This window comes from Streptomyces violaceusniger Tu 4113 (assembly GCF_000147815.2).
Taxonomy (GTDB): domain Bacteria; phylum Actinomycetota; class Actinomycetes; order Streptomycetales; family Streptomycetaceae; genus Streptomyces; species Streptomyces violaceusniger_A.
On the sequence record NC_015957.1, the window covers coordinates 5668204 to 5692945 of the forward strand.

The window sequence follows — 24742 nt, forward strand, 5'->3', positions numbered from 1 at the left end:
ACGACAGCGCATCCGGTGGAGCCACGCCATCGGAGAGATCATTTCGTTACGGGGCGGCCCCATTACGGCGCCGGTAGCGCGGACACCCCGTTACGGCACGCTCCCCGCCAGCGGGTATCCGCAGCGCAGATTCCACCGGCCCGCACGGCCGCTGAGCTCCGTCGCGGTCAGCGGGGCGACATCCAGCCGCCAGAACGCGGGCGCGGGAAGGCCGAGGGCGTGGACGAGCGCGGCCCGGACCACGGTCGGTTCCACGACGGCGAGCAGCCGCCCCTCGCGGGCGGAGGCGGGCGGTGCGGCCGGTGGCGGGCTCTCCCGGTGCGCCTCCAGCCAGGCCCCGATCCGCTCCACCAGCTCCAGCAGCGACTCACCGCCGTGCGGCGCCACGGCGGGATCGGACAGCCACGCGGCGACCTCCTCCGGCGCCTCCTGCCCCACCTCGTCCAGCGAACGGCCCCGCCAGCGGCCCACGTCGAGATCGCCCAGCTCAGGCGCCACGGCGGCGGCGAGCCCCAGGGCCTGGGCGGTACCGCGGCAGCGCGCGGAGGGCGCGGTGAACGCCGTGTCGTGGTGGGGCAGCGCCGCGGCCGCCGCCTCGGCCCGGCGCACCCCGGCCGGGTCCGGCGGCGCGTCGTCGAACCGCACCTGCCGCAGCGCCGCGTTGACGGCGGGCGCGACCAACGTGATCCGCACCACCCGACCCCCTCATCCGCACCATTCGCCCACGTAGAGGCGCACCTTCCGGCATCCGCGCCGTAGCGGCGGACGACCACGCGCCACGGTCTCATGACAGGACGACGGCCTGCCGGACGCCCGGTGAGATTCCGGCACACCGGCGTGACCCGGGTGGCGGATCCCGCCACCCGGCAAGCGCAGCCGCGGATGCGCATCACCACGAACCCCCACACGGTGGAGATATCGGACATCATCGACCGAGTTGGGGTGCTGTGGTATGCGCGTGACCGGACTTGGGCATGCTGGGCTGTTCATCGAGACCGCGGCGGGGTCGGTGCTCTGCGACCCATGGGTCAATCCCGCCTTCTTCGGCTCGTGGTTTCCGTTCCCGGACAACACCGACCTGGACTGGGCGCACTATGGGCGCGCGGCGGACTATCTGTACGTCTCCCATCTGCACCGCGACCACTTCGACGCGGAGAATCTGCGCCGGAGCGTGCACAAGGACATCACCGTCCTGCTTCCGGCCTTCGCCACCGATGAGCTGGAACGCGAGCTGAGCGCGCTCGGCTTCACGAACTTCCTCCACACCCCTGCGGGCACCCCGGTCGAGCGCGATGGCCTGCGCATCATGATCACCGCGCTGACCGGCCCCGGGGACGGCCCCATCGGCGACTCGGCGCTCTCGCTGGACGACGGCGAGACGGTGCTGCTCAACCAGAACGACGCCCATCCGCTGGACATCGCGGCCATCCGGGAGTTCGGCGAAGTGGACGCGTACTTCGTCCAGTTCTCCGGGGCTATCTGGTACCCGATGGTGTACCAACTGCCGGACTCCGCCAAGAAGGAGTTCGCCGCGCGCAAGCGGCAGGGGCAGTTCGACCGGGCGCTGCGCTATATCGAAGCGGTGGAGGCCAAGCATGTGTTCCCCAACGCGGGCCCGCCGTGCTTCCTCGACGACGAGCTCTTCGAGCACAACGGCACCGGCCGGGACGGCGAGAGCATCTTCGTGGACCAGCTCGAGTTTCTGCGCCAACTGGGCCGGGCGCGCCCGGAGATGAGGGCGCATCTGCTGCTGCCGGGGACGGTGGCGGAGCCGGAGGACACCGCGTGCAAGCTCACCCACCGCTACACCGAGTCGGAGATCGAGCACATCTTCGGCGAGAAGCGCGCGTATCTGCGGGAATTCGCCCGGCGGCAGCAGTCCGTGCTCGCCGCCGAGCGCGCCTCGCGGGCCCCGGCGCTGCCGCGCGAGCGGCTGCTGGCCGAGCTGAAGCAGTGGTGGGAACCGCTGTTGACGCGGGCCGACCGGATCTGCGCGGGCGTCGGCGGTCCGGCGCGGCTGGACGTGGGCGAGGTGCCGATTGTGATCGACTTCCCGGCGCGGGAGGTCCGCCTCTGGGACGGTGAGCGGTGCCGCTACACGCTGTCCACCTCGGCCGATCTGGTGGCCACCAACATCGACCGGCGCGAGGTGGACTGGTCCAACAGCCTGCTGCTGTCGCTGCGGTTCACCGCCAGCCGGATCGGGCCCTACAACGAGTTCCTGTATGTGTTCTTCAAGTGCCTGTCCATGGAGCGCATCGAGTACGTGGAGAACTACTACGACTCATGCCAGGACGACGGCCAGGACATCGTGCTGGACGGCTGGCGGGTGCAGCGGCGCTGCCCCCATCTGCGCGCCGACCTCGGCCGGTTCGGGCAGATCGAGGGCGAGGTGCTCACCTGCACCCTGCACGGCTGGCGCTACGACCTGACCACGGGCCGCTGCCTGACCTCGGACGGACACGACATCCGCGCATCGGCCACGTCGCAACCCACGGCCGGCACCTGACCCGCGGCCGGAGTGGGGCCGGCGACGATCGGTATGACAGGAGCGATACCCCCATGTCCGAGCCCCCGAGGCCGACCGGCTCGCCCGCCCGTCAGAACGTCACCTTCCCCGGCGCGGACACCACCGCCCACGGCTATCTGGCGCTGCCGCCCTCCGGGCGGGGGCCCGGGGTGATCGTCATTCAGGAGTGGTGGGGCCTGGACCACCACATCGCCGATGTCACCGACCGGCTGGCCCGCGAGGGCTTCGTCGCGCTGGCGCCCGATCTGTACGGGGGCAGCGTCGCCCATGACACCGACGAGGCGTACCGGATGATGGCGGAGCTGCCGGTGGAGCGCGGCGTCGAGTTGCTCTCCGGGGCGGTCGGCCATCTCCTCGGCCGGCCCGAGGTCACCTCCGCCACTGTGGGGGCGGTCGGGTTCTGCATGGGCGGCGGCTTCGTGCTGTATCTGGCCGCCACCGATGCGCGGGTCGGCGCTGCGGTGCCCTTCTACGGCGTCATTCAGGGCGATCTGCCGGACTTCTCCGGGCTGCGGGCCGACATCCTGGGCCATTTCGGGGAGAACGACAACACTGTGCCGCTGGACGGGCTGGAGCGGCTGCGCCGGGCCATCCGGGAGCAGTCCGGGGTGGAGCCGGATTTCCGGCTCTATCCCGCCGGGCACGCCTTCTTCAATGACGAGCGGCCGTCCTATCACGCGGAATCCGCCGCGTCGGCCTGGCGGAGCACGGTGGACTTCCTGCACCGGCGGCTGGGCTGAGGAAATCGGCTTACGCCCGAAAGGGCCTTAAGGCTTCATGAAGCCTTAAGGCCCTTTTAAGGTGAGGCCCGGAAAGCCCCAGCACCGTTCAATCCTCAATCACATTCGCCAAAATATTTTCCGCCGGTCATGAGACGACTTCGGCATCCGCCCGTATGGGATGACGGACAGCTCGAAAAGGAGTCGAAATGACACGCAAAAGGACACTCAGCGGCAAGAAGAAGCTCGGCCTGCTGGTCGGTGCGCTCGCGCTGGCGGGCACCGGCGCCGGGGTCCTGGCGGCCACCAGCAACGCCAGCACGGACGGCGCGGCGCAGTCCTCCACGGCCTGCACCGGACTGGAGCAGGCGCTGGCCAACAACCAGAAGTTCATCGCGGACCAGCAGGCCAACCCGGACGCACAGTCGGAGGCGCGGATAGCCAATCGTCAGGCCGTCATCGAGGAGATCAAGCGAAAGCAGCAGGCGTCGGGGTGCGCCGTCGACGAGGCGGCCGGCCAGGGGGAGGCGGCGGCCCCGTCCGACGGCGGCGCCTCGGCCTCGGCTCCCGCCTCGGCCGCCCCCTCGGACTCCGGTGCCGGTGATTCCGGCGCCTCCGGCGAGGTCGTCTGCGCGGGGTCGACCGTCACCCTGTCCGGTGAGGGCGGGGCACCGGCCGCCTCCAGCAATCAATTCCCGGTCGGCACAGAACTCAAGGTGACCAATCTGGACAACAACAAGTCGACCACGGTCTCCGTCGCCTCGACCTCGGGAAGCTGCGCCCTGCTCAACAACGCCGCCTTCGAACAGGTTCGCGAGCCGGGCAAATTCCTGATCCGTAACGCCCGCATCGAACGCGTGGGCTGAGCCACCGGCACCGAGGGCAGGCCGTGGAGGCGTCGCAGATCGCCGACGTCTCCACGGTCTGCCGTCGCCCGCGCGTGAACCGCACCCGGGCGTGAACCGCCGATCTGACCGCCATGTCCGACTGTGACCGGTATCGCAGGGTGAGCCTGCCGCGCCGGGGTACCCGCTGGCCATGAACAGAAATGAGCAGCCACTGCTCACTCCCGATCTGCCGCCGGTCGTCGACGTACCGGATCTGACCTTCCCTGCTCGTGGACGTCAGTCCGATGAGTCGAAGCGTGCGGCGGAGCGGAACGGTGACAAGGAAACCCCCACCTCTGCCCCCACCCCCACTTCCTCCCCCGACCAGCGCCGCATGGCGGCGTGACGGACGTCTTCCACGTCGCCGCCCCGACGGCCGGAGCCCGTCGGGATGATCTCGCGTACTCCCCGTGTTGTCGGGATGATCTCGCGTACCCCCCGTGTTGAGGATGAGCGCGGGGAGACGTCAGGCGAGTCTTCGCATCAGGGACAACGCAGCAAGGGGACGCACATCATGCCGTTGCAGGGTGAGTACGAGCCGAGCCCGGAGAAGTTCGTACGGGATCAGGTCGAGCTCTTCGAGAGCTCCGGTGGCACCGAGGGAACGACCATGCGGGGCATGCCCGTGGTCCTCCTGACCACGCGGGGCGCGAAGAGCGGAAAGATCCGCAAGACCCCGCTGATGCGGGTGGAGCACAACGGCACCTACGCCGTCGTCGCCTCGCTGGGCGGCTCCCCCAAACATCCGGTCTGGTACTACAACGTCCAGGGCGACCCGCGGGTCGAGCTGCAGGACGGCCCGGTGCGCCAGGGCATGACCGCGCGCGAGGTCACGGGCGAGGAGAAGGCCCTGTGGTGGGAGCGCGCGGTCGAGGCGTACCCGGACTATGCCGATTACCAGACGAAGACCGACCGCCAGATCCCGGTCTTCGTCCTGGAGCCGACGCCCGCCGGGGACTGACCTGCGGGGCCCGGCGCCTCCCGCCGCGCCGGGCCCTGTGGACCGCCGGGAACCCCTGTGTGATCTACGCCAAAGCATGACTGTTTGATAGATCGGGTAGCCGGGGGCTGACCCGGATTCCGCAGCCAAGGAAGTGCGCCACATGACCGCGACCGACAAACCCGACTTCGTGCCGATCTACGACAGCCTCGTGGCGGAGCACGGCGACGTCCCCGCCGAGGCCCGCGAGGCGGCCGAGGTCATCCAGCGGGAGGCCGCCGAGGCCCTGGACTGGAGCAGGGTGCGCGGCGGCGGCTGACGCACTCCGGCCCCCTCGCCCGGGCCACCGTATCCGTGTCCCGTGAGCGGCCGTCCGTCATCTACCCGGAAGGCCGCTCGACACCCCTCACCTTCGATAAGCTGCCGATGACGCACGGTACTTGATGGCGTCGACACTTATCTCATGAGGGGAAACAGTTGACTACAGGGGTCGAGACTTTCGAGTTTCAGGTCGAGGCGCGGCAGCTTCTGCAGTTGATGATCCATTCGATCTACTCGAACAAGGACGTCTTCCTGCGCGAGCTCATCTCCAACGCTTCCGACGCGCTGGACAGACTGCGGCTCGAATCGCTCCGCGACGGAAACCTTCAGGCGGACACCTCTGATCTCCATATCACCGTTGAGGTCGACGAGGAGTCCCGCACACTGACCATCCGCGACAATGGCATCGGCATGTCGCATGACGGAGTCGTGGAGCTCATCGGCACGATCGCGAACTCCGGCACCGCCACATTCCTCAAGGAGCTGCGGGAGTCGAAGGACGCGGCCGCTTCCGCGGACCTCATCGGGCAGTTCGGGGTGGGTTTCTACTCCAGCTTCATGGTGGCCGACGAGGTGACCATGCTGACCCGTCACGCCGGGGAGAGCCAGGGCACCCGCTGGGTTTCCAGCGGCGAGGGCACGTACACCCTCGAACCGGCCGACGACGCGCCCCAGGGCACCTCCGTCACGCTGAAGCTCAAGCCGGAGGACACCGAGGACCATCTCTACGACTACGCCTCGCCCTGGAAGATCCGGGAAATCATCAAGCAGCACTCGGATTTCATCACCTGGCCCATCAGGATGGCCCCCGCCCAGGCCCCGGTGACGACGGACGAGACGGACGAGGCCGAGCAGGGCGAGGAGAAGGCGCCCGAGCTCGAGACCGTCAACTCGATGAAGGCGCTGTGGGCCCGTCCCAAGGACGAGGTCACCGACGAGGAATACCACGAGTTCTACAAGCACATCAGCCACGACTGGGTCGATCCGCTCGAGACCATCCGCATGCAGGCGGAGGGCACCTTCGAATACCAGTCGCTGCTCTTCATTCCGGCCCGCGCACCGCAGGACCTGTATATGCAGGACCGCAAGCGGGGTGTGCAGCTCTATGTCAAGCGCGTCTTCATCATGGACGACTGCGAAGCGCTGATGCCGGAGTACCTCCGCTTCGTCAAGGGCGTGGTGGACGCCGCGGACCTCTCGCTGAACGTCTCGCGGGAAACCCTTCAGCAGGACCGCCAGATTCAGCTTATGCGGCGTCGCCTGGTGAAGAAGGTGCTCTCGACGGTGAAGGACATCATGTCCTCCGACGCGGAGCGCTACGGGACCTTCTGGACGGAATTCGGCCGCGTTCTCAAGGAAGGTCTCCTCAGCGACCTGGAGAACCGCGAGGCGATTCTCGAGGTGTGTTCGTTCGCCTCGACGCGGGACGCCGAGCAGCCGACCACTCTGCGCGGTTACACCGAGCGCATGAAGGACGGGCAGGAGCACATCTACTACATGACGGGCGAGTCCCGCTCGATCGTGGAAAGCTCGCCCCATATGGAGGCGTTCCGGGACAAGGGCTTCGAGGTGCTCCTCCTCACCGACCCCATCGACGAGCTGTGGGTCGACGCCGTGCCGGAGTTCGAGGGCAAGCAGCTTCGTTCCATCGCCAAGGGGCAGGTCGACCTCGACTCCCAGGACGAGAAGGACGAGGAGGCGGAGGCCGAGCGGGAGCAGCGGCAGAAGGACTTCGCGGAGCTGCTCTCCTGGATGACCACGGCGCTGAGCGAGCAGGTCAAGGAGGTGCGGCTGTCGACGCGGCTGACCACCTCCCCGGCCTGCATCGTGGGTGACACTTTCGATGTCACCCCGGCCCTGGAGAACATCTATCGCTCCATGGGCCAGAACCTGCCCCAGATCAAGCGCATTCTGGAGCTGAACCCCACCCATCCACTGGTCAGCGGGTTGCGCAAGGCCCACGGTGAGCGCAAGGACGACAGCGGTCTCGCGGAGACGGCCGAGCTGCTCCACAGCATGGCGCTGCTCGCCGAGGGCGGTGAGCTGAGCGATCCGGCGCGCTTCATCAAGCTGGTGGCGGAGCGGGTGCAGCAGACGCTGTAGCCACACCGCAGTGCCAAGCGGGGCGGGCCCTTTCGGGGCCCGCCCCGCGGGCGTTGGTCACCGTCCGGCGCAGGCCGCCGCGGAGGCGTCGATCAACTGCCGCAGCGCGCCGCGGTAGACCTCGTGGTCGGTCAGCGCGGGCACGATGACGCCGAGGTTCCCGGTGAGGGCCGGGAACTCTTCGGGGTCCAGGGCGGCGAGCGCCGTGCGTGCGGCGGTGCGCACCTTCTTCGCGTCGCGGTGGTCGACGAAGGCGACGGCGCCGAGGGTGAGCAGATACAGCCGCCGGTAGACCCGGATCGCCACCTCGGGCGCCATGCCGGCGGCGATGCTGTGCGCCAGCTGCGGCTCCACGAGGCGGCTCAGCAGATGCGGGCCCCACCAGGCGCGGCCCGACCTCAGTGCCACCAGCCCGGGATGCTCGATCAGCACCTCGTAGAACGCCGAGAAGCGGGCCTCGGTGGCGGTGGCCCAGTCGAGGTCCTGCCCCACCTGCGGCATCCGCGCGGCCAGCCGGTCCGCGCACGCGTTCACCAGACCGTCGAAGTCGCCGCAGCGGCGGAAGACCGTGGCATGGGAGACGCCCAGGAGCTGCGCCACCCTGCGGAAGCTCAGCGCCTCGGGCCCCTCGTCGTCGACGACGGACAGGGCGGCCTCGGCGATGGCCTCCAGGGTGGGCTGATCGGCTCGGTCCCGGTTGCTTCGCACGGGGCCGAGCGTACCAGTGGTTGTTACAGTGTTTCAGTGACTCTTTCCATCGAGGACGTACGAGCCGCGGCCCAACGGACCGCGGGACATATCCGGCCGGTGGCGCTCGCTCCGGTGGAGCAGGGGACATGGGGTGCGGCCGAGGGTTGGCTGGCCCTGGAGTTCCTGCAGAACACGGGCACCTTCAAGGCGCGCGGCGCGTTCAATTTCGTCAGAGCCCACCAGGAGGCGGGCACTCTGCCGGACACGGGTGTCACCATCGCCTCCGGCGGAAACGCCGGGCTCGCGTGTGCGTGGGCGGCGGCACAGCACTCCGTGCCCGCCACGGTGTTCGTGCCCGAGACCGCGCCCCCGGTGAAGGTCGGCCGGCTGCGCCGGCTCGGCGCCGAGGTGCATCAGATCGGCACCGAGTACGACGAAGCGCGGGAGGCCGCGCAGAAGCACGCCGCCGAGACCGGTGCGCTGCTGTCGCACGCGTACGACCACCCACTGATCGCCGCCGGGGCGGGCACCGTGATGGAGGAGATCCTCCAGGCCCGGCCCGACCTGGACACCGTGGTGGTGGCGGTCGGGGGCGGCGGGCTGTTCACCGGTGTCGCGGTGTCCGCCCTGGAGCACGGGGTGGGGGTCGTCGCCGTGGAGCCGTACGGGTGCCGGGCCCTGAACGCCGCGCTGGAGGCCGGTGCGGTGGTCGATGTCCCGGTGGACTCGGTCGCGGCGGACTCGTTGGGGGCGCGCCATGTGTCCTCGGACGCGCTGGAGTGGGCCCGCAAGGACGGGGTGCGGTCCGTCCTGGTGTCCGACGAGGCGATCGTCGCCGCGCGGCAGGCCCTGTGGGACGACCGCAGGATCGCGGTCGAGCACGCGGCGGCCACGGCGCTTTCGGCCCTCACCTCCGGCGGGTACCGGCCGCGGCCCGGGGAGAAGGTCGCCGTACTCCTCTGCGGCGCCAACACCGACCCCGCGGACTTCACCCACGGCCGCTAGCGGCACGCTCGCGGGCCGGGCCCGTACGACTGCGGACCGGGCCCGTACGACGCGGACCGGGCCCGTACGGCAGCCTGACCGGGCCCGTACGGCAGCCTGACCGCATGCCGTACGGGCCCGCTCCCAGGGCCGACTACGCGCCGTCGTACGCCGCCTGCAGCGCGGCGATGTCGAGCTTGCCCATCTTCATCATCACGTCGGTGGCCCGCTTGGCCTTCTGCGGGTCAGAGCCGGTCACCATGTCGAGGAACACGGTGGGGACGACCTGCCAGGACACCCCGAACTTGTCCTTCACCCAGCCGCAGGGGCCCTCCTCGCCGCCCTCGGAGAGCCTGCTCCAGTAGTAGTCCACCTCGTCCTGGTCCGCGCAGTGCACCTGGAAGGAGATGGCCTCGCTGAAGGTGAACTGCGGCCCGCCGTTGAGCCCCACGAACCTCTGCCCGTTGGCCTCGAACTCGACGGTCATCACGGAGCCCGCCGCGCCGCCGGGCTCGCCCCCGGTGTAGTGCGCGATCCGTCCGAGCCTGGAGTTCTTGAAGATCGAGATGTAGTGCTGCGCGGCCTCTTCGGCGTTGCCGTCGAACCACAGGCATGTGGTGAATCCGTCGGTGGCCATCGGTTCCTCCTGGGCTGGGGAGCGTTCACCCCTATCGACCGCTCCCGCGCCGGGAACTCATCGGTCCTCGGCCGACCGATTTTCCGTGAGGTAGTGGTGCAGTCGGCAGGAGCCCTCGAGCATGGCCGTGGCGCGCTGGGCGAGCCCCTCCTGACGCCGGGCGATGACCGTGCGCAGGGCGTCGCTGCTGCCGGTGCGGCGCAGGCCCTCGATGACGGGCCGGATCTGGGGCAGCGGATAGCGGACCTGGCGCAGCAGGTCGATCATCCGGGCGTCCCGGACGTCGGACGGGCCGTAGACGCGGTAGCCGGTGCCCCGGTCGCGGCGCGGGCGCAGCAGACCGGCGGACTCCCAGACCCGGAGGGCCGAGGTGCGCACCCCGATCCGGGCGGCCACCTCGCCGATGCGCAGTGGCCCGGAGCGTGCGGGCGCCGAGGTGTCCGGGGTCTGCCCGGCGACCGTCTCCAGCGCCTCTCCCGCCGCCTGGAGGGAGAGCCGCTGGTCGTGGAGCGCGGCATGGCCGGCGTTGACGAGGGTGAGCGCCAGGGCGATGTCCTCGGCGTGGACGGCCCGCATGACCGCGCGGGCGGTCTCCGCGCCGTATCCCGGCAGCAGGGCCCGGTAGGTCCCCAGGGCTCTGCGGTGCCGGTCCTCGAACCTGCGGTAGCCGGCAGGGGTGCGGGGGGCCGCGGGCAGGATGCCCGCGTCGACGTAGTTGCGGATCTGCTGGGTGGAGACACCCGCCATCCGGGCCAGATCGACGGGGCGCAGCGCGGCGTCCGTACGGCTCACGGTTCGTCACCTTCCCGGCAAGGGTTCACGGGCGAGTTGAAGGTTAGCGCGGCTCTGCCGCACCGTATCCGGCGGGTGTTGGGAGGAAATCCGCGAAAAGTCTCAACGTGCACTTCAATGAAACACTTGAAGGCATGGATGTCAGCGAAATCAAGGTCCGTGGCGCCAGGGAGAACAATCTCCAGGGCGTGAGTGTGGACATTCCCAAGCGCAGCCTTACGGTCTTCACCGGCGTCTCCGGCTCCGGTAAGTCCTCGCTCGTCTTCGACACCATCGCCGCGGAGTCGAGGCGGCTGATCAATGAGACCTATACGGCGTTCGTCCAGAACTTCATGCCGACGCTCGGCCGCCCGGATGTCGACTCGCTGCGGAATCTGAGCGCGGCGATCATCGTGGACCAGGAGCCGATGGGCTCCAACTCCCGTTCCACCGTGGGCACCGCCACCGATGCCCACACCCTGCTGCGGATCCTGTTCAGCCGGGTCGGCAGCCCCTATGTCGGCCCTCCCCTCGCCTTCAGCTTCAACACGGCCGAAGGCATGTGTCCGCGGTGCGAGGGGCTCGGCAGGGTCACCGACATGGACATCGCCCAACTCATCGACAGGGAGAAGTCGTTGAAGGAGGGCGCCATCACCGTCCCCGGATTCGAGGTGGACAGCTGGCACTGGCAGGTTATGGCGGCCTCCGGCCTTTTCGACCCCGATATCAGGCTCCAGCACTACTCCCCCGCCCAGTGGGAGGACTTCCTCCACAAACCGGCCACCAAGATCAAGGTGGGGAAGAACAACCTCACCTACGAGGGGCTGGTGACCAAGGTCCGCCGGCTGTACCTGGCGAAGGACCGGGAGACGATGCAGCCGCGGATGCGCGCGTTCGCCGACCGGGCCATGGCCCTGACCGAGTGCGCCGAATGTGAGGGCGCCCGGCTGTGCGAGGCCGTCCGGTCCTGCCGGATCGACGGCCGCTCCATCACGGAGTGCTCGGCCCTGCAGATCAGCGATCTGGCGGAGTTCGTGGGCGGCATCCGGCACGATTCCGTCGGACCGGTGCTGGAGAGCCTGCGGGCGCTCCTCGACTCACTGGTCGAGATCGGCCTGGGCTATCTGAGCCTGGACCGGGAGTCCTCGACCCTGTCCGGTGGCGAGGCCCAGCGGGTGCGGATGGTCCGGCATCTGGGCTCCAGTCTGACCGATGTCACCTATGTCTTCGACGAGCCCACGGTGGGTCTGCATCCGCATGACATCGAGCGCATGAACCGGCTGTTGCTCCAACTGCGGGACAAGGGCAACACGGTGCTGGTCGTGGAGCACAAACCGGAGACCATCCGGATCGCGGACCATGTGGTGGACCTGGGGCCCGGTGCGGGGGTGGCGGGCGGGCGGATCTGCTACCAGGGCGACCTGGCCGGGCTGCGCGCCTCGGACACCCTGACCGGGCGCCATCTGGACCACCGGGTGCGGCTGCGGGAGACCGTGCGGCAGCCCAGTGGGCAACTGCCGGTCAGGGGCGCGCGGCTGCACAATCTGCGGGATGTGAGCGTCGACATCCCCCTCGGTGTGCTCACCGTCGTCACGGGTGTCGCCGGATCGGGCAAGAGCTCCCTGATCCACGGGTCGCTGTCCGGGCGGGAGGAGGTGATCGTCGCCGACCAGTCGGCGATCCGTGGCTCCCGCCGCAGCAACCCGGCCACGTATACAGGGCTCCTCGATCCGATCCGGGCGGCGTTCGCCAAGGCCAACCACGTCAAACCGGGTCTGTTCAGCGCCAATTCCGAGGGGGCCTGCCCCCGGTGCAAGGGCATCGGGCTGATCTACACCGATCTCGCCATGATGGCCGAGGTGGCCTCGGTGTGCGAGGACTGCGAGGGGAGGCGGTTCCGGCCCGAGGTGCTGACGTACCGGCTGCGCGGGCGGAACATCAGCGATGTCCTGGGCATGTCGGTGGCCGAGGCGCGGGAGTTCTTCACAGGCGGTCAGGCCCGGCTGATCCTGGACCGGCTGGCCGCGGTGGGGCTGGGCTATCTGGGTCTCGGCCAGCCGCTCACCACACTCTCCGGGGGTGAGCGCCAGCGGCTGAAGCTGGCCATCCATATGGCGCGGAGCGGCACGACGTACGTCCTGGACGAGCCGACCACCGGACTGCATCTCGCCGATGTGGACCAACTGCTCGCCCTGCTCGACCGCCTTGTCGACGCGGGCAACACGGTCGTCGTCATCGAGCATCACCAGGCCGTGATGGCGCATGCGGACTGGATCATCGACATGGGTCCGGGGGCCGGTCATGACGGCGGTCAGGTGGTGTTCACCGGCACCCCCGCCGACCTCGTGGACACCGGCGGCTCCCTCACGGCCGTCCACTTGCGCGACTACGTCAAGCGGGCGTGAACCCTCTCGCCCCGGTGGTGGTCCTGTCCCGTCCCGGGCCGAGGGCTCTGGACGGGACAGGACGGGACCACCGGGGCGCCGCGCCGCGTCAGGCGGCGGGCGGGGGTGCGGGAGCGCCCGCGGGCGGCGGGATCTTGGCGTACGCGGCCGTGGTGGTACCCGCCTCGGCGGGCGTCGCCACACTCTCGCGCGGCATCAGGGCGTCGCGCGCCGCGCCCGGGTCCCAGCCGGTGTCGACCACCCGCTTCTGCACCAGGATCGCGCCCCCGAGGACGGCGAGGCCGAGCAGCACGATGATGACGAGTCCGGCGGCGCCACCGGCCTTGCCCGCGTTGCCGATGAGCGCGCCGAACCAGCCGAAGTCGGCGTCGCCGAAGGTGGTGTTCTGGTCGCCGAACGCGCAGAGCACCTTGAGCAGCAGAGCGGGGAGGAAGGTGATGAGCAGCCCGTTGAGGAACGCCCCCACGACCGCGCCGCGCCGGCCGCCGGTCGCGTTGCCGTAGACCCCGGCCGCACCGCCGGTGAAGAAGTGCGGCACCAGACCGGGCAGCACCAGGGCGAGACCGAAGGCCGGATTGAAGATCCAGGTGAGCAGGGCCAGCCCGATCAGGCCGCCGGTGAAGCTGGAGATGAAGCCGATCAGCACCGCGTTCTGCGCGTACGGGAAGACGATGGGCGCGTCCAGCGCGGGCAGGGCGCCGGGGACGACCTTCTGGGCGATCCCCTGGAAGGCGGGGACGAGCTCACCGAGGATCGTACGGACCCCGAAGAGGATCACCGCGACCGCGATGCCGAACTGCAGCCCCTGCATCACGGACTGCATCAGGTAGTTCCCGGTGCCGGTGGCCACCGTGCCGGTGCCCGTGGCGAACGCCTTGAAGGCGGTCTTCTGCCCCTCCTTGACGAGCAGAAGGACGGCCATGACCAGGTAGATCAGCAGCATCGACAGGGCGGTGGCCACCATCGAGTCACGCAGGAACCGCAGCCCCTCGGGGAGCTTCATCTCCTCGGTGGAGCGGCTGCGCTTGCCGACCACCCGTCCGGTCGCGCCCGCCACGATGTATCCGGCCGTGCCGAAGTGGCCGATGGCGACGGTGTCGCTGCCGGTGACGCGCTTGGTCCAGGGATGGGCGAAGGCGGGCATCGCGACCAGCATGATGCCCAGCAGCACACCGCCGACGGCCACCACGGCCACGGTCGAGCGGCCGCCGTTGGCCAGGACCACGGTCAGCAGCGTGGCCATGAAGAGCATGTGGTGCCCGGTCAGGAAGACATAGCGGAGCGGGGTGAACCGGGCCAGCAGCAGACTGACCACGAAGCCCAGGATCATCAGCCAGGCGACCCGTGAGCCGAACTGGTCCTGGGCGATGCCGACGATGGCCTCGTTGGTGGGGATGACGCCGTGGGCGCCGGTGACGCCCTGGATCATGGTGCCCAGCGGGTCGAGGGAGGCGGTGACCAGTCCCGCTCCCGCGCCGATCAGCAGAAAGCCGAGGGTCGCCTTGATGGCGCCGCCGATGATCTGCCCGGTGCTCTTCTTCATCGCGATGAGTCCGACGGCGGTGATGATGCCGATCAGATACGCGGGCTCGCTCAGAATCTCATTGACGAGAAACGTGGCGAGGGTGACAAACCAGCCCATGGTGCTTCCTCTGTCCCCGTCGTTCAGACGTCGTACGTGTCCCGGAGCACCGCGTCCACCTCGGCGGTGCTGGTGAAGTCCTGGACGACCTTCACGGGCCGTCCCACATCCCCCAGAGTCCTGGCGATCTCACGGGAGGTGAGCAGGGCCACGGCCTCGGACGCCTTGCCCTTCGCGGAGATGGTGTCGGTGGCCTCCACGGTGACGAACCCCGACCACCCCCAGCGGTCCAGCACCTGCTCCAGGGTGTTCTTGAGGAACAGGCTGGTGCCCACGCCGTTGCCGCAGACCGTGAGGATCGTGTGCAGCGAGGCCGCACGGGGCGCGGAGGCGGTGGGCGGCTCGGGGGTGGCGGACGCTTTGGGCGTGGTGGACGCCTCGGGCGCGTCGGTCGGCCCGGACTCCTCGGAGCCGTCCTCCGGCCGCTCCCCCGCCAGTACGGCGTGCAGCGCCTTCGGGGTGGGCGCCTCCGCGAGGGCGGCCGCGGTGGCGGGGTCGCCCAGGAGCCGGGCCAGGCTCGCCATCGCGGAGGTGTGCGCGGCCGAATCCTGGGCGGCCAGGGCGACGACGAGGGTGACGGGGTCGTTGGACTCATGCCCGAATTCCACGGGCTCGGCGAGCCGGACCCAGGACATCCCGGTCCTGAGCACTGCCGGGGACGGCCGGGAGTGGGCGAACGCCACCCCCGGGGCGATGACGATGTACGGCCCGTTCTCCTCGACGTTGGCGACCATCTCGCCGGTGTACTCGTCGGTGGTGGCGCCCGTTTCCACCATGAGTCGGCCGGCCGCGCCTATCGCCTCACGCCAGTCGGCCGCCCGGACGTCGAGCCGGACGGCTTCGACGGGCAGCAGGTCTTTCAGGTCTTCCATGCAGGTCATCATGGCTGACGTGCCTCTGTCACACAGCCCCCGGGGACAGATCCGGAACGACATCCTCCGAATCGCCCGGCAAGCATACGAACACCAGGACCGCGAGCGCCTCGCACCCCCCTGCGGCCAACAGGGCGCCGGGCAGCGACCAGGTGGCGAGTGGACCGGCGAAGGCCGCGCCCACGGCGAAGCCGCTGATCTTCAGGCTGGCGCCGGTGGTGAACACCTGGCCGCGCAGCCGCTCGGGCGCCTCCCGGTGGCGCACCGCGAACAGGGCCGTGAGCTGGGGGCCCTCGGCGGCCCCGGCGAGCAGCACGGCGGCGATCAGCGCGACCGGGTGGCCGGTGGCCGCGAGCAGGGGCGCGAGGACGAGCAGCAGGACTCCGCCGAGGAGCACGGTGTCCGGACGCGGCGGGCGGGGGCGGCGGGCGAGCACCGCGTTGGCCACGAGGGCGGATGCGGCGGTGGCGGACAGCAGCAGGGCGCCGCGGTCGGCGCCGCCGAGCACGGCCGCGCCGAGGAGCGGGCAGCAGGTGAGCAGCGCGCCCTGGCCGACACAGGAGACGACGGAGGTGGCGGTGGCTCGGGCCAGTGGCCGGTTGCGGGCGATGGCGCGTAGTCCGGCGGTGAGATCGGCGGCGACCGACGTGGCCGGTGGCGGGACCGGGGCGGGCCGCGGTCGCGCGGGGAGCGCCCAGGCGGCGGGCAGCGCGAGGCCGATCAGGGCGATGGACACCGCCACGGCGGCCGGCGCCCCGGCCGCCCCCGCGACGGCCCCGGCGAGTGCGGGCCCCACCAGCGCGGCGAGGCTGAATGTCATCGCGTCGAGTGCGTTGGCCCGGGGCAGGGCCCGCGGCGGTGCCACCCGCGGTAGCTGGGAGGTCCAGCCGCCGGACAGGGCCGGTCCCAGCAGCCCCGCGCCCACCGCGAGAAGAACGGTGAGGGCGAACGGCAGCCGCCCCAGGCCCAGAAGGATCGCGGTCAGCGCCGCCGCGTAGAGGGCGAGTGCCGCGGCCAGCAGTCGGCCCGGCCGGGCGGAGCGGTCGAGCAGCACGCCGAACAGCGGTCCGCCGACCGCCGCCGCGATCATGATGCCCGCCAGCAGCGACGAGCCCGAGGAGGCCGAACCGGTGAGCGCCGGTCCGGCCAGCAGCAGCGCGGGCCCGGACATCTCGTCCCCCGCGCGGGCGGTGGCCGCCCCGCCCAGATAGCACCCCATCGCGTAACGCCCTGGCATGCGGATCACGTTACGGAGGTAACGTAAATGTTCGCCAGGTGCGTTACATTGGCGTCGTGTCACCACCCTCGATGGACGACCGGTCGACCCGGCTTTCGGTGCGGGACACCGCCCGGCGCACCGCCGCCCTCGTCAACGCCCTGACGGCGGAGCCGCGTCCGGATCCCCGCGCGATCGCCGGGATCCTCCTCGACCACGGTGAGCCCGGCCCGGTCGAGCTCACCGCCGACGATGTCGCGGGCATGCGCACCGCCGCGCTGCGGCTGCGCGAGGTGTTCGCCGCCGAGCAGGTCGACGCCGCCGCCGGGGTGCTGAACCGACTGCTGCGGGAGGGCACGGGTCCGCTCCGGCTGAGCTCGCACGACGGCCGTTCGCCCTGGCATCCGCACCTGGACAGCGATGACGAGGCGCCCTGGGGCGAATGGTTCCTCGCCTCCTCGTGCATGGCGCTGACCGTGCTGATCTGGGACGGTCAGCGCCCGCCCGGCGGCCTGTGCTCCTCCCCCGGCTGCGGCGATGTCTTCCTCACCGTGGGCAGCGGACCGGAGCGCCGCTACTGCTCACGGCGGTGCGCCACCCGTGAGCGGGTGGCCGCCCACCGGCGCGCCAAGGCCGGGCCCCGGTCCCCGTAAGAGGCCCGGGGCGGCGCCGGTCGGGTCAGCCGGTGGGCATCGCGTACGGCATGTCCCCCCGCGTGGGGTCCTGGGCATGCCGTGCCCGCCGTCCGGTACGGGAGCCGAGCCAGCCGAGCAGAAACCCGGCGGGAATGGTGACCAGGCCCGGGTTGCGGAGCGGGAACCAGTGGAAGTCGTGCCCGGGGAAGACCGCGAGCGGGTTGCCGGAGATCGCCGGGGAGAAGGCCATGGTCACGGCGGTGAGGAGGAGTCCCCCGTACAGCGCCCAGCGCAGTCCGTTCACCGTGAAGCCGCGCCACAGGGTGCCGTAGAGCACGATCGGCAGCAGGGCCGAGGCGGCGGCCGCGAAGGTGAAGGAGATCAGGACCTGCCGGTTCCAGTGCTGGGTCACGATGGCGAGGACGACGGCCACGACGCCGACGACCACGATGGCCGTACGGGCGGCGGCCAGCTCCCGGTTCGCCGAGAGCCTGCCCTTGAAGACGACCTTGGCCAGGACGTCATGGGCGAGGGAGGCCGCGGCGGCCAGGGTGAGTCCGGCGACCGCCGCGAGGGTGGTGGCGACGACCGCGCAGGCCACGACGGAGAAGAGCAGGCTGCGGTGGGCCTCCTGCGCCGCCGGGTCCAGGGCGAGGGTCAGCAGCAGCAGCGAGTCGCTGCCGGTGGGGTCGGAGGCGCGCAGGGCCCGGGCGCCGACGACGGCGGTGGCTCCGGCGCCCACGATCACGATCAGCCCGAGGATGGTGGTGACCGCGCCCACCGCCCAGGTGGTGGCGGCGCGGGCGGCCCGCATGCCGCGGATCGGGTGGAGCCGCATGGTGAGATGGGGCATGCAGGCGGCGCCGACGGCGAGGGTGAGCTGGACGCTGATGACATCCAGGCGGCCGCTGAGGGAGTCACCGTACTGTCGGCCGGACTGCCAGAAGCCGTCGCCGTAGCCGCTGGCGTCGGCCGCGGCGTCGAAGAGGGTGAAGGGGTTCCACGAGAAGCGCTTCAGCACCAGACAGGCGAGCAGGACGAACGCGGCGAGCAGCAGCACCGTCTTGAGGATCTGGATGAATCCGGTGCCCTTCATCCCGCCGAGGGCGGCGTAGCAGACCATGAGCGAACCGATGAAGACGGTGCAGCCGGTGACCGCGCCGCTTCCCGGGATGCCGAGCAGCACCGCCAGCATGGCGCCGGCGCCGTTGAGCTGGACCAGCAGCAGCGGCATGACGACCACCAGCACCACGACGGCGGTGCCGATGCGGGCGGGGCGTTCGCTCAGCCGCTCGGAGAGGACGTCGCCGAGGGTGAACCGCCCCCGTCCGCACAGCGGTCCGGAGAGGACCAGCATGAACAGCAGGATGGAGAGCACGGTGGACGAGGCGATGAGCACCCCGTCGAATCCGGCCAGGGCGATGGTGCCGGTGGTGCTGAGCACGGTGGCGGCGGAGATGTAGTCACCCGCGATGGCCAGGCCGTTCTGCATCGGGCTGAGCCCGCCGGTGCCGAGGTAGAACTCGGTGGGGTCGTCATTGCCGGTGGCCGCGAGGATGCACAGCAGGAACGAGATGGCCATGAAGCCCGCGAAGAGCACGAACGCGAGCGTTCTGGGATCGAGGAAGCTCACCCCTCCCCCTCCTCCGTCGTGGCGGTGGACCGGCGGTGGGCCCGGGCCAGGACGGTGAGCAGCACCGCCGTGTCCAGGCCGATCAGCAAGGCGCCCACGGTGAATCCGCCGCCCGCGCCGAGGTTGACGACGCCTTCGGCGGCACAGTTCACCACCACGGCGGCCACATGACAGGCGAGCGCGGTGCACGCCGCCCGCGCCGGCCAGGGCCAGGGCCGCTGCCACGGTGTGCGCCGCGTCGGCGGAGGCGGTGCCGTGGGGCGGGGCGGCATGGTGCTGGTGCGGCGCGTGGTCCGGGGCTTGAAGGGCGGGACGGACGCGCGCCAGGGCTGATCGTAGTCGGACATGTCGCGGCTCCTTGTGCGGGTTCCGCCCCATGTCACAGGGGCGGAATCGCCACGACAGCAGGTCAGCGCGGTCGCGTACAGCCCAACCGGCGGACCGTGTGACGGGTGCACATGTTCGGCCGAGGGCCGTTGTGCACGCCCACATCACCTCAGGCCGAGGGGTGCTGCTCAGGGCGTCAGCAGCCGGTGCGCGGACAGCGCGAGCGACAACTCCATGACCTCTCGGGGGTGGTCCAGCGAACGCCCGGTCAACTGCTCATAGCGGCGCAGCCGGTTGAGCACCGTGTTGCGGTGGCAGAACAGCAGCTCTCCCGCGCGGCGCGCCGATCCCCCGCCCTCCAGCCAGGTGGCCAGCGTCGTCAGCAGCATCTCCCGGTCGGCGGACTCCAGCGCCAGGACCGGCCCGAGCATCCGGTCGGCGAGCGCGGCCCCGAGGTCCGGGGAGGACACCACCAGCGCCTCCGGGTAGCGCTCGTCCAGCAGCGCCGCCTGCCCGGCGGCCGGGCGGGTGCGCAGCGCCGTATCGGCGAGCCGGCGGGCCGTGTTCACCGCGGCGAGACCGGCCACGGCGGGGCTGACCCCGGCCCGTGCGCCGGGCGGCACCTCCAGCCCGCGCACCAGCCGCTCCGCGCCGACGTCGCCGAGCAGCACGATGGCGTGGGCGGTGCCCTCCGCCGCATGCCAGACCGTGCGAAGACCCGCGCACACCGTGGCGGGGTGCGGCGCCCGGGACGAGGCGTCGGCGTCCTCAAGCGCCACGACCGCGTATCGCCCCTGCTCGGGCAGGCCGAGGGCCTCCTCCGCCTCGGGGAAGTCGCTCACCCGGGCGGTGCCGTCGAGCAGGGCCGCGACGATGATCCGGTAGCGGTTCTCCCGGTGCCAGGAGAGCTGCCGCTCGACCTCCTGATACGCCGTGGCGACGAGGGTGCAGTGCTCGTCGACGAAGTTCCATACGTCGGCGGCGACGTGGACCAGCGACTGGGCGCCGAGCGGGTCCTCCTTCGAGGCGGTCTCCAGGAGTTGCTCCCACACGACGGTGCAGCCGATGCGGTACGCGTGCAGCAGCGCGTCCAGCGGAAAACCCTGGGCGGCGCGGTCGGTGCCGATCCGCCATGCGCAGGACCTGGCCGACTCTCGCGTCTCCTTGGGGTGCACCAGCGAACGCACATTGTTGCTCAGCGAGTCGTGGACCTCCCGCCACACCTCATGCGGGTCGAGGGACGGCGACCGGTAGACGGGCTCCCGCTCCTTCATCAGCGCGACGATACGGTCCGCCAGCCGCGGCACCTCCTCGATGAGCACCCGGGCGGCGCGGTGCAGCAGCGCCACGGTCTCGGCATCGGCCCGCGACCGGATCGGCGGACGGGCGGCGGGCATCCGGGGCGGCGTCCGCCCCCGGTCGGCGGACAGGCGGGGGACGGCGCGGCCCATGGCGGGTACGGAAGCGCGGGAGCCGGTGACTGGGCGCATGAACGTTCCTCCACCTGTGACGGGCAATGCGCAGCTCGACGCGGCAGCGTGAGGCCACGGCCAGGTCAGATACCAGAGCCTGCCCCGCTATTGCACCATCGACATACCGGCGGGTCGGTGGCTTCCGCGAATTCTCCTGCCCGCCCGTCCGGTGGCGGCGCGCAGCCGCAGCGCGGTGTGGGTCGCGGCGCGGACCGGCATCGCGGGCCGCCCAACGCCGAGCGCCCGGCGCAGCCCCTCGTCCAGAAGGCTGTCGGCGGCGCTGCCCGCGAGCGGGCCGAGCACCCCGGGGACACGCCCGGCGAGCAGGTCCCTGGTGGCCGCCCACAGGGCGTGGGCCTCGGGGGTGAAGGTGAAGTGGGCCCGCTCGAAGTCCTCCGTCCATGCCTCGAACTCCCGCCGGTCCGGCGGCACGTCCGGAATGCCCATCCGCTCGGCGAGGGCGAGATAGAAGGTGTGGGACGCGTCCCGCTCGGCGTCGGTGGGAGCCCGCCAGGCATAGGCCGCGCACCAGCGCAGCGGGGCGAGGTCGAAGCAGGCCAGCACATAGCGGTAGGCGTCGTCGCTGATGGCCCACGGGGCGTGCAGACTCTTCAGCGCGGCGACGGTCCGCTCGCCTTCCTCACCGTCCAGACCATGGCGGAACATCCGATACATCAACTCGCCGGTCGCCTTGGCGCGGGCCCGGGTGTGCCGGGTCATCCGGCCGGTGGCGGTGAGCAGCCGGGCGATCTCCGGTACCGCGAAAGTACGGCAGAACCCCAGGTTGAGCCCCATCTTCAGATCCTGGGCGAACGTATCGAACGCCACCCGGCGGTAGATCTCCTCGGCCTGCCGCAGCGCGGTGGGCGACGGCGTCATCCTCGGCCTGCCTTGAGGACCTCATGGCGGCGCAGTGCTTCCGCCACCGTGTTGACGAAGACGGGCACTTCGGCAGGGTCCCCGCCGACCGGCGACAATACGACGTCGGCGGAGGCAAGTGCGTACGGCCGCGCCCCGCCCTCGCTCGACACGCTCGGCGCCAGGGCCCGCACATGGCGGAGCAGGCGTTCGCGGCGGCGGGACGGTCGTGGAGTGCGGGCCATGGGGCCACCGTACTGGCGCTCGGGGGATATGTTGTCGATCACTTGAATCTTCGGGGGGAGAGTTCCGCATGCTCGATCGTCTGGCGGTCCATGAGCTGATCCACCGCTGGTGGTTCGCCTTCGACGAGGGGCAGTTCGACTCTGACCCGAGCCGCTGACCGAGGATGTCCACGTCACCTCCCGCTCGGACACCGGGAAGTCCCCGTACGAGGAGTTCACCGCCTCCGACAACCGGGGCCGCGAGCAGGTGATCGCCTGGCAGCGGGAGCACCGCGAGGCGGCCGGATACCCGCTGCGCCACAACGCCTCGAACATCCATATCGAGCGGGTCGACGGCGATGACATCTCGGCGGTGGCGTACATGTACGCCACCAACCTCACCGAGGGTCACCGAGCGCCAGGGGCCGACACGACGATCGCGGCGGCCACCCTCCCAGAAGGTGGCCGCCGCTCCCCCGTGTGTTCCCCCGTCGGTGTGCCGACGCGTGGCTTTCGGGCTTACCAGCCCTTGGTCACGCGGTGGGCCTTGAGGGATCCGCAGTTCGATTCGTACGTCCAGGTGGACTGGTTGTCGATGCCCCCGGCCCAGTCCACGCACTTACCGCGCCCGTCGCCGTACACCGGGCCCGCGTACGCGGTGTACGCGCCGGCATCCTCGGCCGACTCGTCGGCGCCCTGAACGTACAGGTAGGCGAACATCGGAACCGCCTTGCCCGTGGCGTTCCGGACGGTGACCACGCAGTTCTTGCCCTTGGCGGAGTTGTAGGTGAGGAAGACGGTGCCCTTGGAGCCGATGGGCGCCGAGTTCACCACCTTGTACCCGCTGCCGCACACCCCGTTGTACGCGGCCTTGGTGGCGGCCGATGCCTGCGGCGTCAGGGCCACGGTGCCCGCGATGGCGGTGGCGAGCACCGCGGTGGCGGCCATACGGCGAGAAAGATTCATTTGTCCCCCTTAATGATTCTTCATGGGCGTAGGCGCTGTTTGCGTCTGACTAGGGAGACATGCCGGGGTCGCGGATGGTTGTACGGCATTCCACGACTGCTTCCGGCGGGCCGTTGAACGCCCGGTCCAAGCTTCCCGTATTCGACGGGACGGGCGACGCGCCCGTCCCGTAGAACCGACCCGGAGGGCCGCACCGGATGACCTCGCATCGCACCGCCGCCGTGGGCGCTCTTCTCGGGGCCCTCCCCTGCCTGTTCACGGCGCTGGCCGCTCAGCCCGCCCAGGCGCACGGGGCGCCGACGGACCCGGTAAGCCGGACGTTCGCCTGCTCCCCCGAGGGTGGGGGCGCGGCCCGGTCGGCGGCGTGCCGGGCGGCTCGGGCCGCCAATGGTCCGGAGGCGGCGGACTGGGACAACCTGCGCATCGCGGGCGTGGCGGGCAGGGACCGGGAGCGGGTCCCGGACGGGAAGCTGTGCAGCGGGGGCCTGGAGGCGTACCGGGGGCTGGATCTGGTGCGTGCCGACTGGCCTTCGACGCGGCTGTCGGCCGGGGCCGATCTCACGCTCACCTACCGGTCGACGATCCCGCACACGGGGACCTTCGAGCTGTATCTCACCAAGGAGGGCTATGATCCCGCGCGGCCGCTGAAGTGGTCGGACCTGGAGGCGAAGCCGTTCGCCACGGCCAAGGACCCCGCGCTGGTCGACGACGCGTACCGCATCAAGGCCACGCTGCCCGCCGACCGGACCGGCCGTCAGCTGCTCTATACGATCTGGCGGAACACCAGCACCCCGGACACCTATTACTCCTGCTCCGATGTGGTGTTGGGATCCAAGGCCCGCTCGTCGGAAGCCCCCTCATCGGACGACGCCTCGGCGGCCTCCCGCGCCACTTCCGCCACCTCCGCCACGTCCGAGGGGGACGACGGCGGCAGCACTCCCGTGCTGCTCGCCGGTGGTGCGTCCGTGCTGGTGCTCGGCGCGGGTGTCGCCGCCATCGTACGGCGGCGACGCCCGAGCCGCTGACGGGCTGCTGTCACCGGTAGCCGTGGCGGGCCGTGACGTGGCGCGGGTAGTAGCGCTCGTCGGGCGCGGGCCGGTACTCCTTCCAGCGCGGGGTGTCGCCGGTGGGCTGGTCGCCGAGGACGGTCACCCGCTGTCCCCTGCGGGGTTCGGTGTAGTCGTTGACGGCCAGGTGCTGGGTGGCGCGGTTGTCCCACATCGCGACGGCGCCGGGCTGCCAGCGGTAGCGGCAGTTGAACCGGGGCGACTCGGAGTGCTCGAAGAGGTATTGCAGCAGGGCGTCGCTCTCCGGGCGGCTGAGCTGCGGGATGTGCGAGGTCCACATGCGGGTGACGTACAAGGAGCGCCTGCCGGTCTCGGGGTGGATCCGCACCACCGGGTGTTCGGCGGAGTGCTCGCCGGTCTGCGGTGTGTTGAGGACATGCACGGCGGTGAGCCCGTCGAGGAGTTCGCGCATCGGCTCGGAGAGCGTCTCGTAGACCAGGTACTGGTTGCTCCACATGGTGTCGCCGCCGGAGGCGGGACACACCTGCAGATGGAGGATGGAGGCGACCGGCGGATTGGGCTGGAAGGTCACGTCGATATGCCACTCGTCGGCCTTGGCGCCCTGGTCCGCGTCCAGGACGACGATCTCGGGATGGCCCTCGACCTTCGGCAGGAACGGATGGACCTCCAGCTCCCCCAGCCGCCGCCCCAGGGCGATATGCGCCTCGGGGGTGAGGTGTTCCTGGCCCGGGAAGAAGACGACGAGGTGCCCCAGCAGCAACTCGTGGACGCGCTCGAAGAGTTCATCGGTGAGCTCGGTCAGATCGACACCGCGGATCTCCGCGCCGAGTGCTCCGGAGACGGGGGTCACCATCAATTCGGAAGTGGGCATGCGGTAAACCG

The 24742-nt window shown here is 70.6% G+C and carries 25 protein-coding genes and 1 pseudogene; 12 read left to right on the forward strand and 14 right to left on the reverse strand.

Features of this window, described 5'->3' with window-relative positions:
- Positions 1-90 precede the first annotated feature (90 nt).
- Entirely contained in the window at positions 91-696 is a 606-nt protein-coding gene (locus STRVI_RS23555; RefSeq protein ID WP_014058133.1) for a histidine phosphatase family protein, read from the reverse strand.
- A 256-nt stretch (positions 697-952) separates the two neighbouring features.
- Here STRVI_RS23555 and STRVI_RS23560 point away from each other — a divergent pair, with 256 nt between their 5' ends.
- The 7 genes from STRVI_RS23560 (at position 953) to htpG (ending at position 7500) form a co-directional block, all read left to right on the forward strand.
- The gene (locus STRVI_RS23560; protein WP_014058134.1) at positions 953-2509 is read left to right on the forward strand and encodes a Rieske 2Fe-2S domain-containing protein; all 1557 of its coding nucleotides are present in this window, start codon (positions 953-955) and stop codon (positions 2507-2509) included.
- A 53-nt stretch (positions 2510-2562) separates the two neighbouring features.
- Positions 2563-3270, forward strand: a complete 708-nt coding sequence (locus STRVI_RS23565; RefSeq protein WP_014058135.1) for a dienelactone hydrolase family protein — start codon at positions 2563-2565, stop codon at positions 3268-3270.
- A gap of 188 nt (positions 3271-3458) precedes the next feature.
- Positions 3459-4115 (forward strand): hypothetical protein, encoded by a 657-nt coding sequence (locus tag STRVI_RS23570; protein WP_014058136.1) that lies wholly within the window; start codon positions 3459-3461, stop codon positions 4113-4115.
- Between the two features lie 172 nt (positions 4116-4287).
- Entirely contained in the window at positions 4288-4482 is a 195-nt protein-coding gene (locus tag STRVI_RS52135; protein ID WP_150112911.1) for a hypothetical protein, read from the forward strand.
- A 168-nt stretch (positions 4483-4650) separates the two neighbouring features.
- Positions 4651-5097: a nitroreductase family deazaflavin-dependent oxidoreductase gene (locus tag STRVI_RS23575; RefSeq protein WP_014058137.1), complete on the forward strand. Its 447-nt coding sequence runs from the start codon at positions 4651-4653 to the stop codon at positions 5095-5097.
- Between the two features lie 142 nt (positions 5098-5239).
- Positions 5240-5395, forward strand: coding sequence for a hypothetical protein (locus tag STRVI_RS52845; RefSeq protein ID WP_014058138.1), 156 nt, complete (start codon positions 5240-5242; stop codon positions 5393-5395).
- A 158-nt stretch (positions 5396-5553) separates the two neighbouring features.
- The gene (gene htpG, locus STRVI_RS23580; protein WP_014058139.1) at positions 5554-7500 is read left to right on the forward strand and encodes a molecular chaperone HtpG; all 1947 of its coding nucleotides are present in this window, start codon (positions 5554-5556) and stop codon (positions 7498-7500) included.
- A gap of 57 nt (positions 7501-7557) precedes the next feature.
- Here htpG and STRVI_RS23585 read toward each other — a convergent pair whose 3' ends face one another.
- Positions 7558-8208, reverse strand: a complete 651-nt coding sequence (locus tag STRVI_RS23585) for a TetR/AcrR family transcriptional regulator (RefSeq protein WP_014058140.1) — start codon at positions 8206-8208, stop codon at positions 7558-7560.
- A gap of 36 nt (positions 8209-8244) precedes the next feature.
- Between STRVI_RS23585 and STRVI_RS23590 the strand changes: the two genes are divergently transcribed.
- Positions 8245-9195 (forward strand): serine/threonine dehydratase, encoded by a 951-nt coding sequence (locus STRVI_RS23590; RefSeq protein WP_043236437.1) that lies wholly within the window; start codon positions 8245-8247, stop codon positions 9193-9195.
- A 133-nt stretch (positions 9196-9328) separates the two neighbouring features.
- Here STRVI_RS23590 and STRVI_RS23595 read toward each other — a convergent pair whose 3' ends face one another.
- Positions 9329-9811 (reverse strand): VOC family protein, encoded by a 483-nt coding sequence (locus STRVI_RS23595; RefSeq protein ID WP_014058142.1) that lies wholly within the window; start codon positions 9809-9811, stop codon positions 9329-9331.
- A gap of 57 nt (positions 9812-9868) precedes the next feature.
- Positions 9869-10603: a MerR family transcriptional regulator gene (locus tag STRVI_RS23600; protein ID WP_014058143.1), complete on the reverse strand. Its 735-nt coding sequence runs from the start codon at positions 10601-10603 to the stop codon at positions 9869-9871.
- A gap of 134 nt (positions 10604-10737) precedes the next feature.
- Here STRVI_RS23600 and STRVI_RS23605 point away from each other — a divergent pair, with 134 nt between their 5' ends.
- Positions 10738-12987, forward strand: a complete 2250-nt coding sequence (locus STRVI_RS23605) for an ATP-binding cassette domain-containing protein (protein WP_014058144.1) — start codon at positions 10738-10740, stop codon at positions 12985-12987.
- Positions 12988-13075: 88 nt separating this feature from the next.
- Here STRVI_RS23605 and STRVI_RS23610 read toward each other — a convergent pair whose 3' ends face one another.
- Genes STRVI_RS23610 through STRVI_RS23620 form a run of 3 tightly spaced genes read right to left on the reverse strand, consistent with a single transcriptional unit; the run spans position 13076 to position 16738 of the window.
- Positions 13076-14629, reverse strand: a complete 1554-nt coding sequence (locus STRVI_RS23610) for a PTS ascorbate transporter subunit IIC (protein ID WP_014058145.1) — start codon at positions 14627-14629, stop codon at positions 13076-13078.
- Positions 14630-14652: 23 nt separating this feature from the next.
- Positions 14653-15501, reverse strand: coding sequence for a PTS sugar transporter subunit IIA (locus STRVI_RS23615; RefSeq protein WP_043236439.1), 849 nt, complete (start codon positions 15499-15501; stop codon positions 14653-14655).
- A 28-nt stretch (positions 15502-15529) separates the two neighbouring features.
- Complete coding sequence (locus STRVI_RS23620; RefSeq protein WP_050993734.1) at positions 15530-16738, reverse strand: MFS transporter; 1209 nt, start codon at positions 16736-16738, stop codon at positions 15530-15532.
- Positions 16739-16809: 71 nt separating this feature from the next.
- Here STRVI_RS23620 and STRVI_RS23625 point away from each other — a divergent pair, with 71 nt between their 5' ends.
- Entirely contained in the window at positions 16810-17370 is a 561-nt protein-coding gene (locus STRVI_RS23625; protein WP_014058148.1) for a CGNR zinc finger domain-containing protein, read from the forward strand.
- A gap of 25 nt (positions 17371-17395) precedes the next feature.
- On the opposite strand, the gene STRVI_RS23630 is transcribed toward STRVI_RS23625, so the two are convergent.
- The 5 genes from STRVI_RS23630 to STRVI_RS52140 form a co-directional block, all read right to left on the reverse strand.
- Positions 17396-18985, reverse strand: a complete 1590-nt coding sequence (locus STRVI_RS23630; RefSeq protein ID WP_014058149.1) for a cation acetate symporter — start codon at positions 18983-18985, stop codon at positions 17396-17398.
- A complete protein-coding gene (locus tag STRVI_RS23635) occupies positions 18982-19332 on the reverse strand; it encodes a hypothetical protein (protein ID WP_014058150.1) in 351 nt (116 codons plus the stop codon). Before STRVI_RS23635 ends, STRVI_RS23630 begins: the two co-directional genes overlap by 4 nt.
- 168 nt (positions 19333-19500) lie before the next feature.
- Entirely contained in the window at positions 19501-20802 is a 1302-nt protein-coding gene (locus STRVI_RS23640; RefSeq protein WP_014058151.1) for a PucR family transcriptional regulator, read from the reverse strand.
- 87 nt (positions 20803-20889) lie between these two features.
- Positions 20890-21663: an oxygenase MpaB family protein gene (locus STRVI_RS23645; RefSeq protein WP_014058152.1), complete on the reverse strand. Its 774-nt coding sequence runs from the start codon at positions 21661-21663 to the stop codon at positions 20890-20892.
- Complete coding sequence (locus tag STRVI_RS52140; protein WP_150112912.1) at positions 21660-21887, reverse strand: hypothetical protein; 228 nt, start codon at positions 21885-21887, stop codon at positions 21660-21662. Before STRVI_RS52140 ends, STRVI_RS23645 begins: the two co-directional genes overlap by 4 nt.
- A gap of 154 nt (positions 21888-22041) precedes the next feature.
- Between STRVI_RS52140 and STRVI_RS56050 the strand changes: the two are divergent.
- A pseudogene (locus STRVI_RS56050) lies at positions 22042-22275 on the forward strand (nuclear transport factor 2 family protein); the annotation flags it as partial.
- A 110-nt stretch (positions 22276-22385) separates the two neighbouring features.
- On the opposite strand, the gene STRVI_RS23650 reads toward STRVI_RS56050, so the two are convergent.
- On the reverse strand, positions 22386-22814 hold the full coding sequence (locus tag STRVI_RS23650) for a spore-associated protein A (RefSeq protein WP_435532621.1): 429 nt from the start codon (positions 22812-22814) through the stop codon (positions 22386-22388).
- A 215-nt stretch (positions 22815-23029) separates the two neighbouring features.
- Between STRVI_RS23650 and STRVI_RS23655 the strand changes: the two genes are divergently transcribed.
- Entirely contained in the window at positions 23030-23857 is an 828-nt protein-coding gene (locus STRVI_RS23655) for a lytic polysaccharide monooxygenase auxiliary activity family 9 protein (protein ID WP_014058154.1), read from the forward strand.
- A 10-nt stretch (positions 23858-23867) separates the two neighbouring features.
- Here STRVI_RS23655 and STRVI_RS23660 read toward each other — a convergent pair whose 3' ends face one another.
- Positions 23868-24731 carry a TauD/TfdA dioxygenase family protein gene (locus tag STRVI_RS23660; protein ID WP_014058155.1) on the reverse strand — a complete coding sequence of 288 codons (864 nt, stop codon included), beginning with the start codon at positions 24729-24731 and terminating at the stop codon, positions 23868-23870.
- Between the last annotated feature and the right edge of the window lie 11 nt (positions 24732-24742).

Coding starts and splice junctions, on each gene's coding strand:
- STRVI_RS23655 (WP_014058154.1), top strand. CDS start 23,030: ATGACCTCGCATCGCACCGCCGCCGTGGGCGCTCTTCTCGGGGCCCTC.
- STRVI_RS23595 (WP_014058142.1), bottom strand. CDS start 9,811: ATGGCCACCGACGGATTCACCACATGCCTGTGGTTCGACGGCAACGCC.
- STRVI_RS23610 (WP_014058145.1), bottom strand. CDS start 14,629: ATGGGCTGGTTTGTCACCCTCGCCACGTTTCTCGTCAATGAGATTCTG.
- STRVI_RS23640 (WP_014058151.1), bottom strand. CDS start 20,802: ATGCGCCCAGTCACCGGCTCCCGCGCTTCCGTACCCGCCATGGGCCGC.
- STRVI_RS23615 (WP_043236439.1), bottom strand. CDS start 15,501: ATGGAAGACCTGAAAGACCTGCTGCCCGTCGAAGCCGTCCGGCTCGAC.
- STRVI_RS23625 (WP_014058148.1), top strand. CDS start 16,810: ATGGACGACCGGTCGACCCGGCTTTCGGTGCGGGACACCGCCCGGCGC.
- STRVI_RS23645 (WP_014058152.1), bottom strand. CDS start 21,663: ATGACGCCGTCGCCCACCGCGCTGCGGCAGGCCGAGGAGATCTACCGC.
- STRVI_RS23620 (WP_050993734.1), bottom strand. CDS start 16,738: ATGCCAGGGCGTTACGCGATGGGGTGCTATCTGGGCGGGGCGGCCACC.
- STRVI_RS23560 (WP_014058134.1), top strand. CDS start 953: ATGCGCGTGACCGGACTTGGGCATGCTGGGCTGTTCATCGAGACCGCG.
- STRVI_RS23575 (WP_014058137.1), top strand. CDS start 4,651: ATGCCGTTGCAGGGTGAGTACGAGCCGAGCCCGGAGAAGTTCGTACGG.
- STRVI_RS23660 (WP_014058155.1), bottom strand. CDS start 24,731: ATGCCCACTTCCGAATTGATGGTGACCCCCGTCTCCGGAGCACTCGGC.
- STRVI_RS23650 (WP_435532621.1), bottom strand. CDS start 22,814: ATGGCCGCCACCGCGGTGCTCGCCACCGCCATCGCGGGCACCGTGGCC.
- STRVI_RS23605 (WP_014058144.1), top strand. CDS start 10,738: ATGGATGTCAGCGAAATCAAGGTCCGTGGCGCCAGGGAGAACAATCTC.
- STRVI_RS52140 (WP_150112912.1), bottom strand. CDS start 21,887: ATGGCCCGCACTCCACGACCGTCCCGCCGCCGCGAACGCCTGCTCCGC.
- STRVI_RS52135 (WP_150112911.1), top strand. CDS start 4,288: ATGAACAGAAATGAGCAGCCACTGCTCACTCCCGATCTGCCGCCGGTC.
- STRVI_RS23570 (WP_014058136.1), top strand. CDS start 3,459: ATGACACGCAAAAGGACACTCAGCGGCAAGAAGAAGCTCGGCCTGCTG.
- STRVI_RS23565 (WP_014058135.1), top strand. CDS start 2,563: ATGTCCGAGCCCCCGAGGCCGACCGGCTCGCCCGCCCGTCAGAACGTC.
- STRVI_RS52845 (WP_014058138.1), top strand. CDS start 5,240: ATGACCGCGACCGACAAACCCGACTTCGTGCCGATCTACGACAGCCTC.
- STRVI_RS23635 (WP_014058150.1), bottom strand. CDS start 19,332: ATGTCCGACTACGATCAGCCCTGGCGCGCGTCCGTCCCGCCCTTCAAG.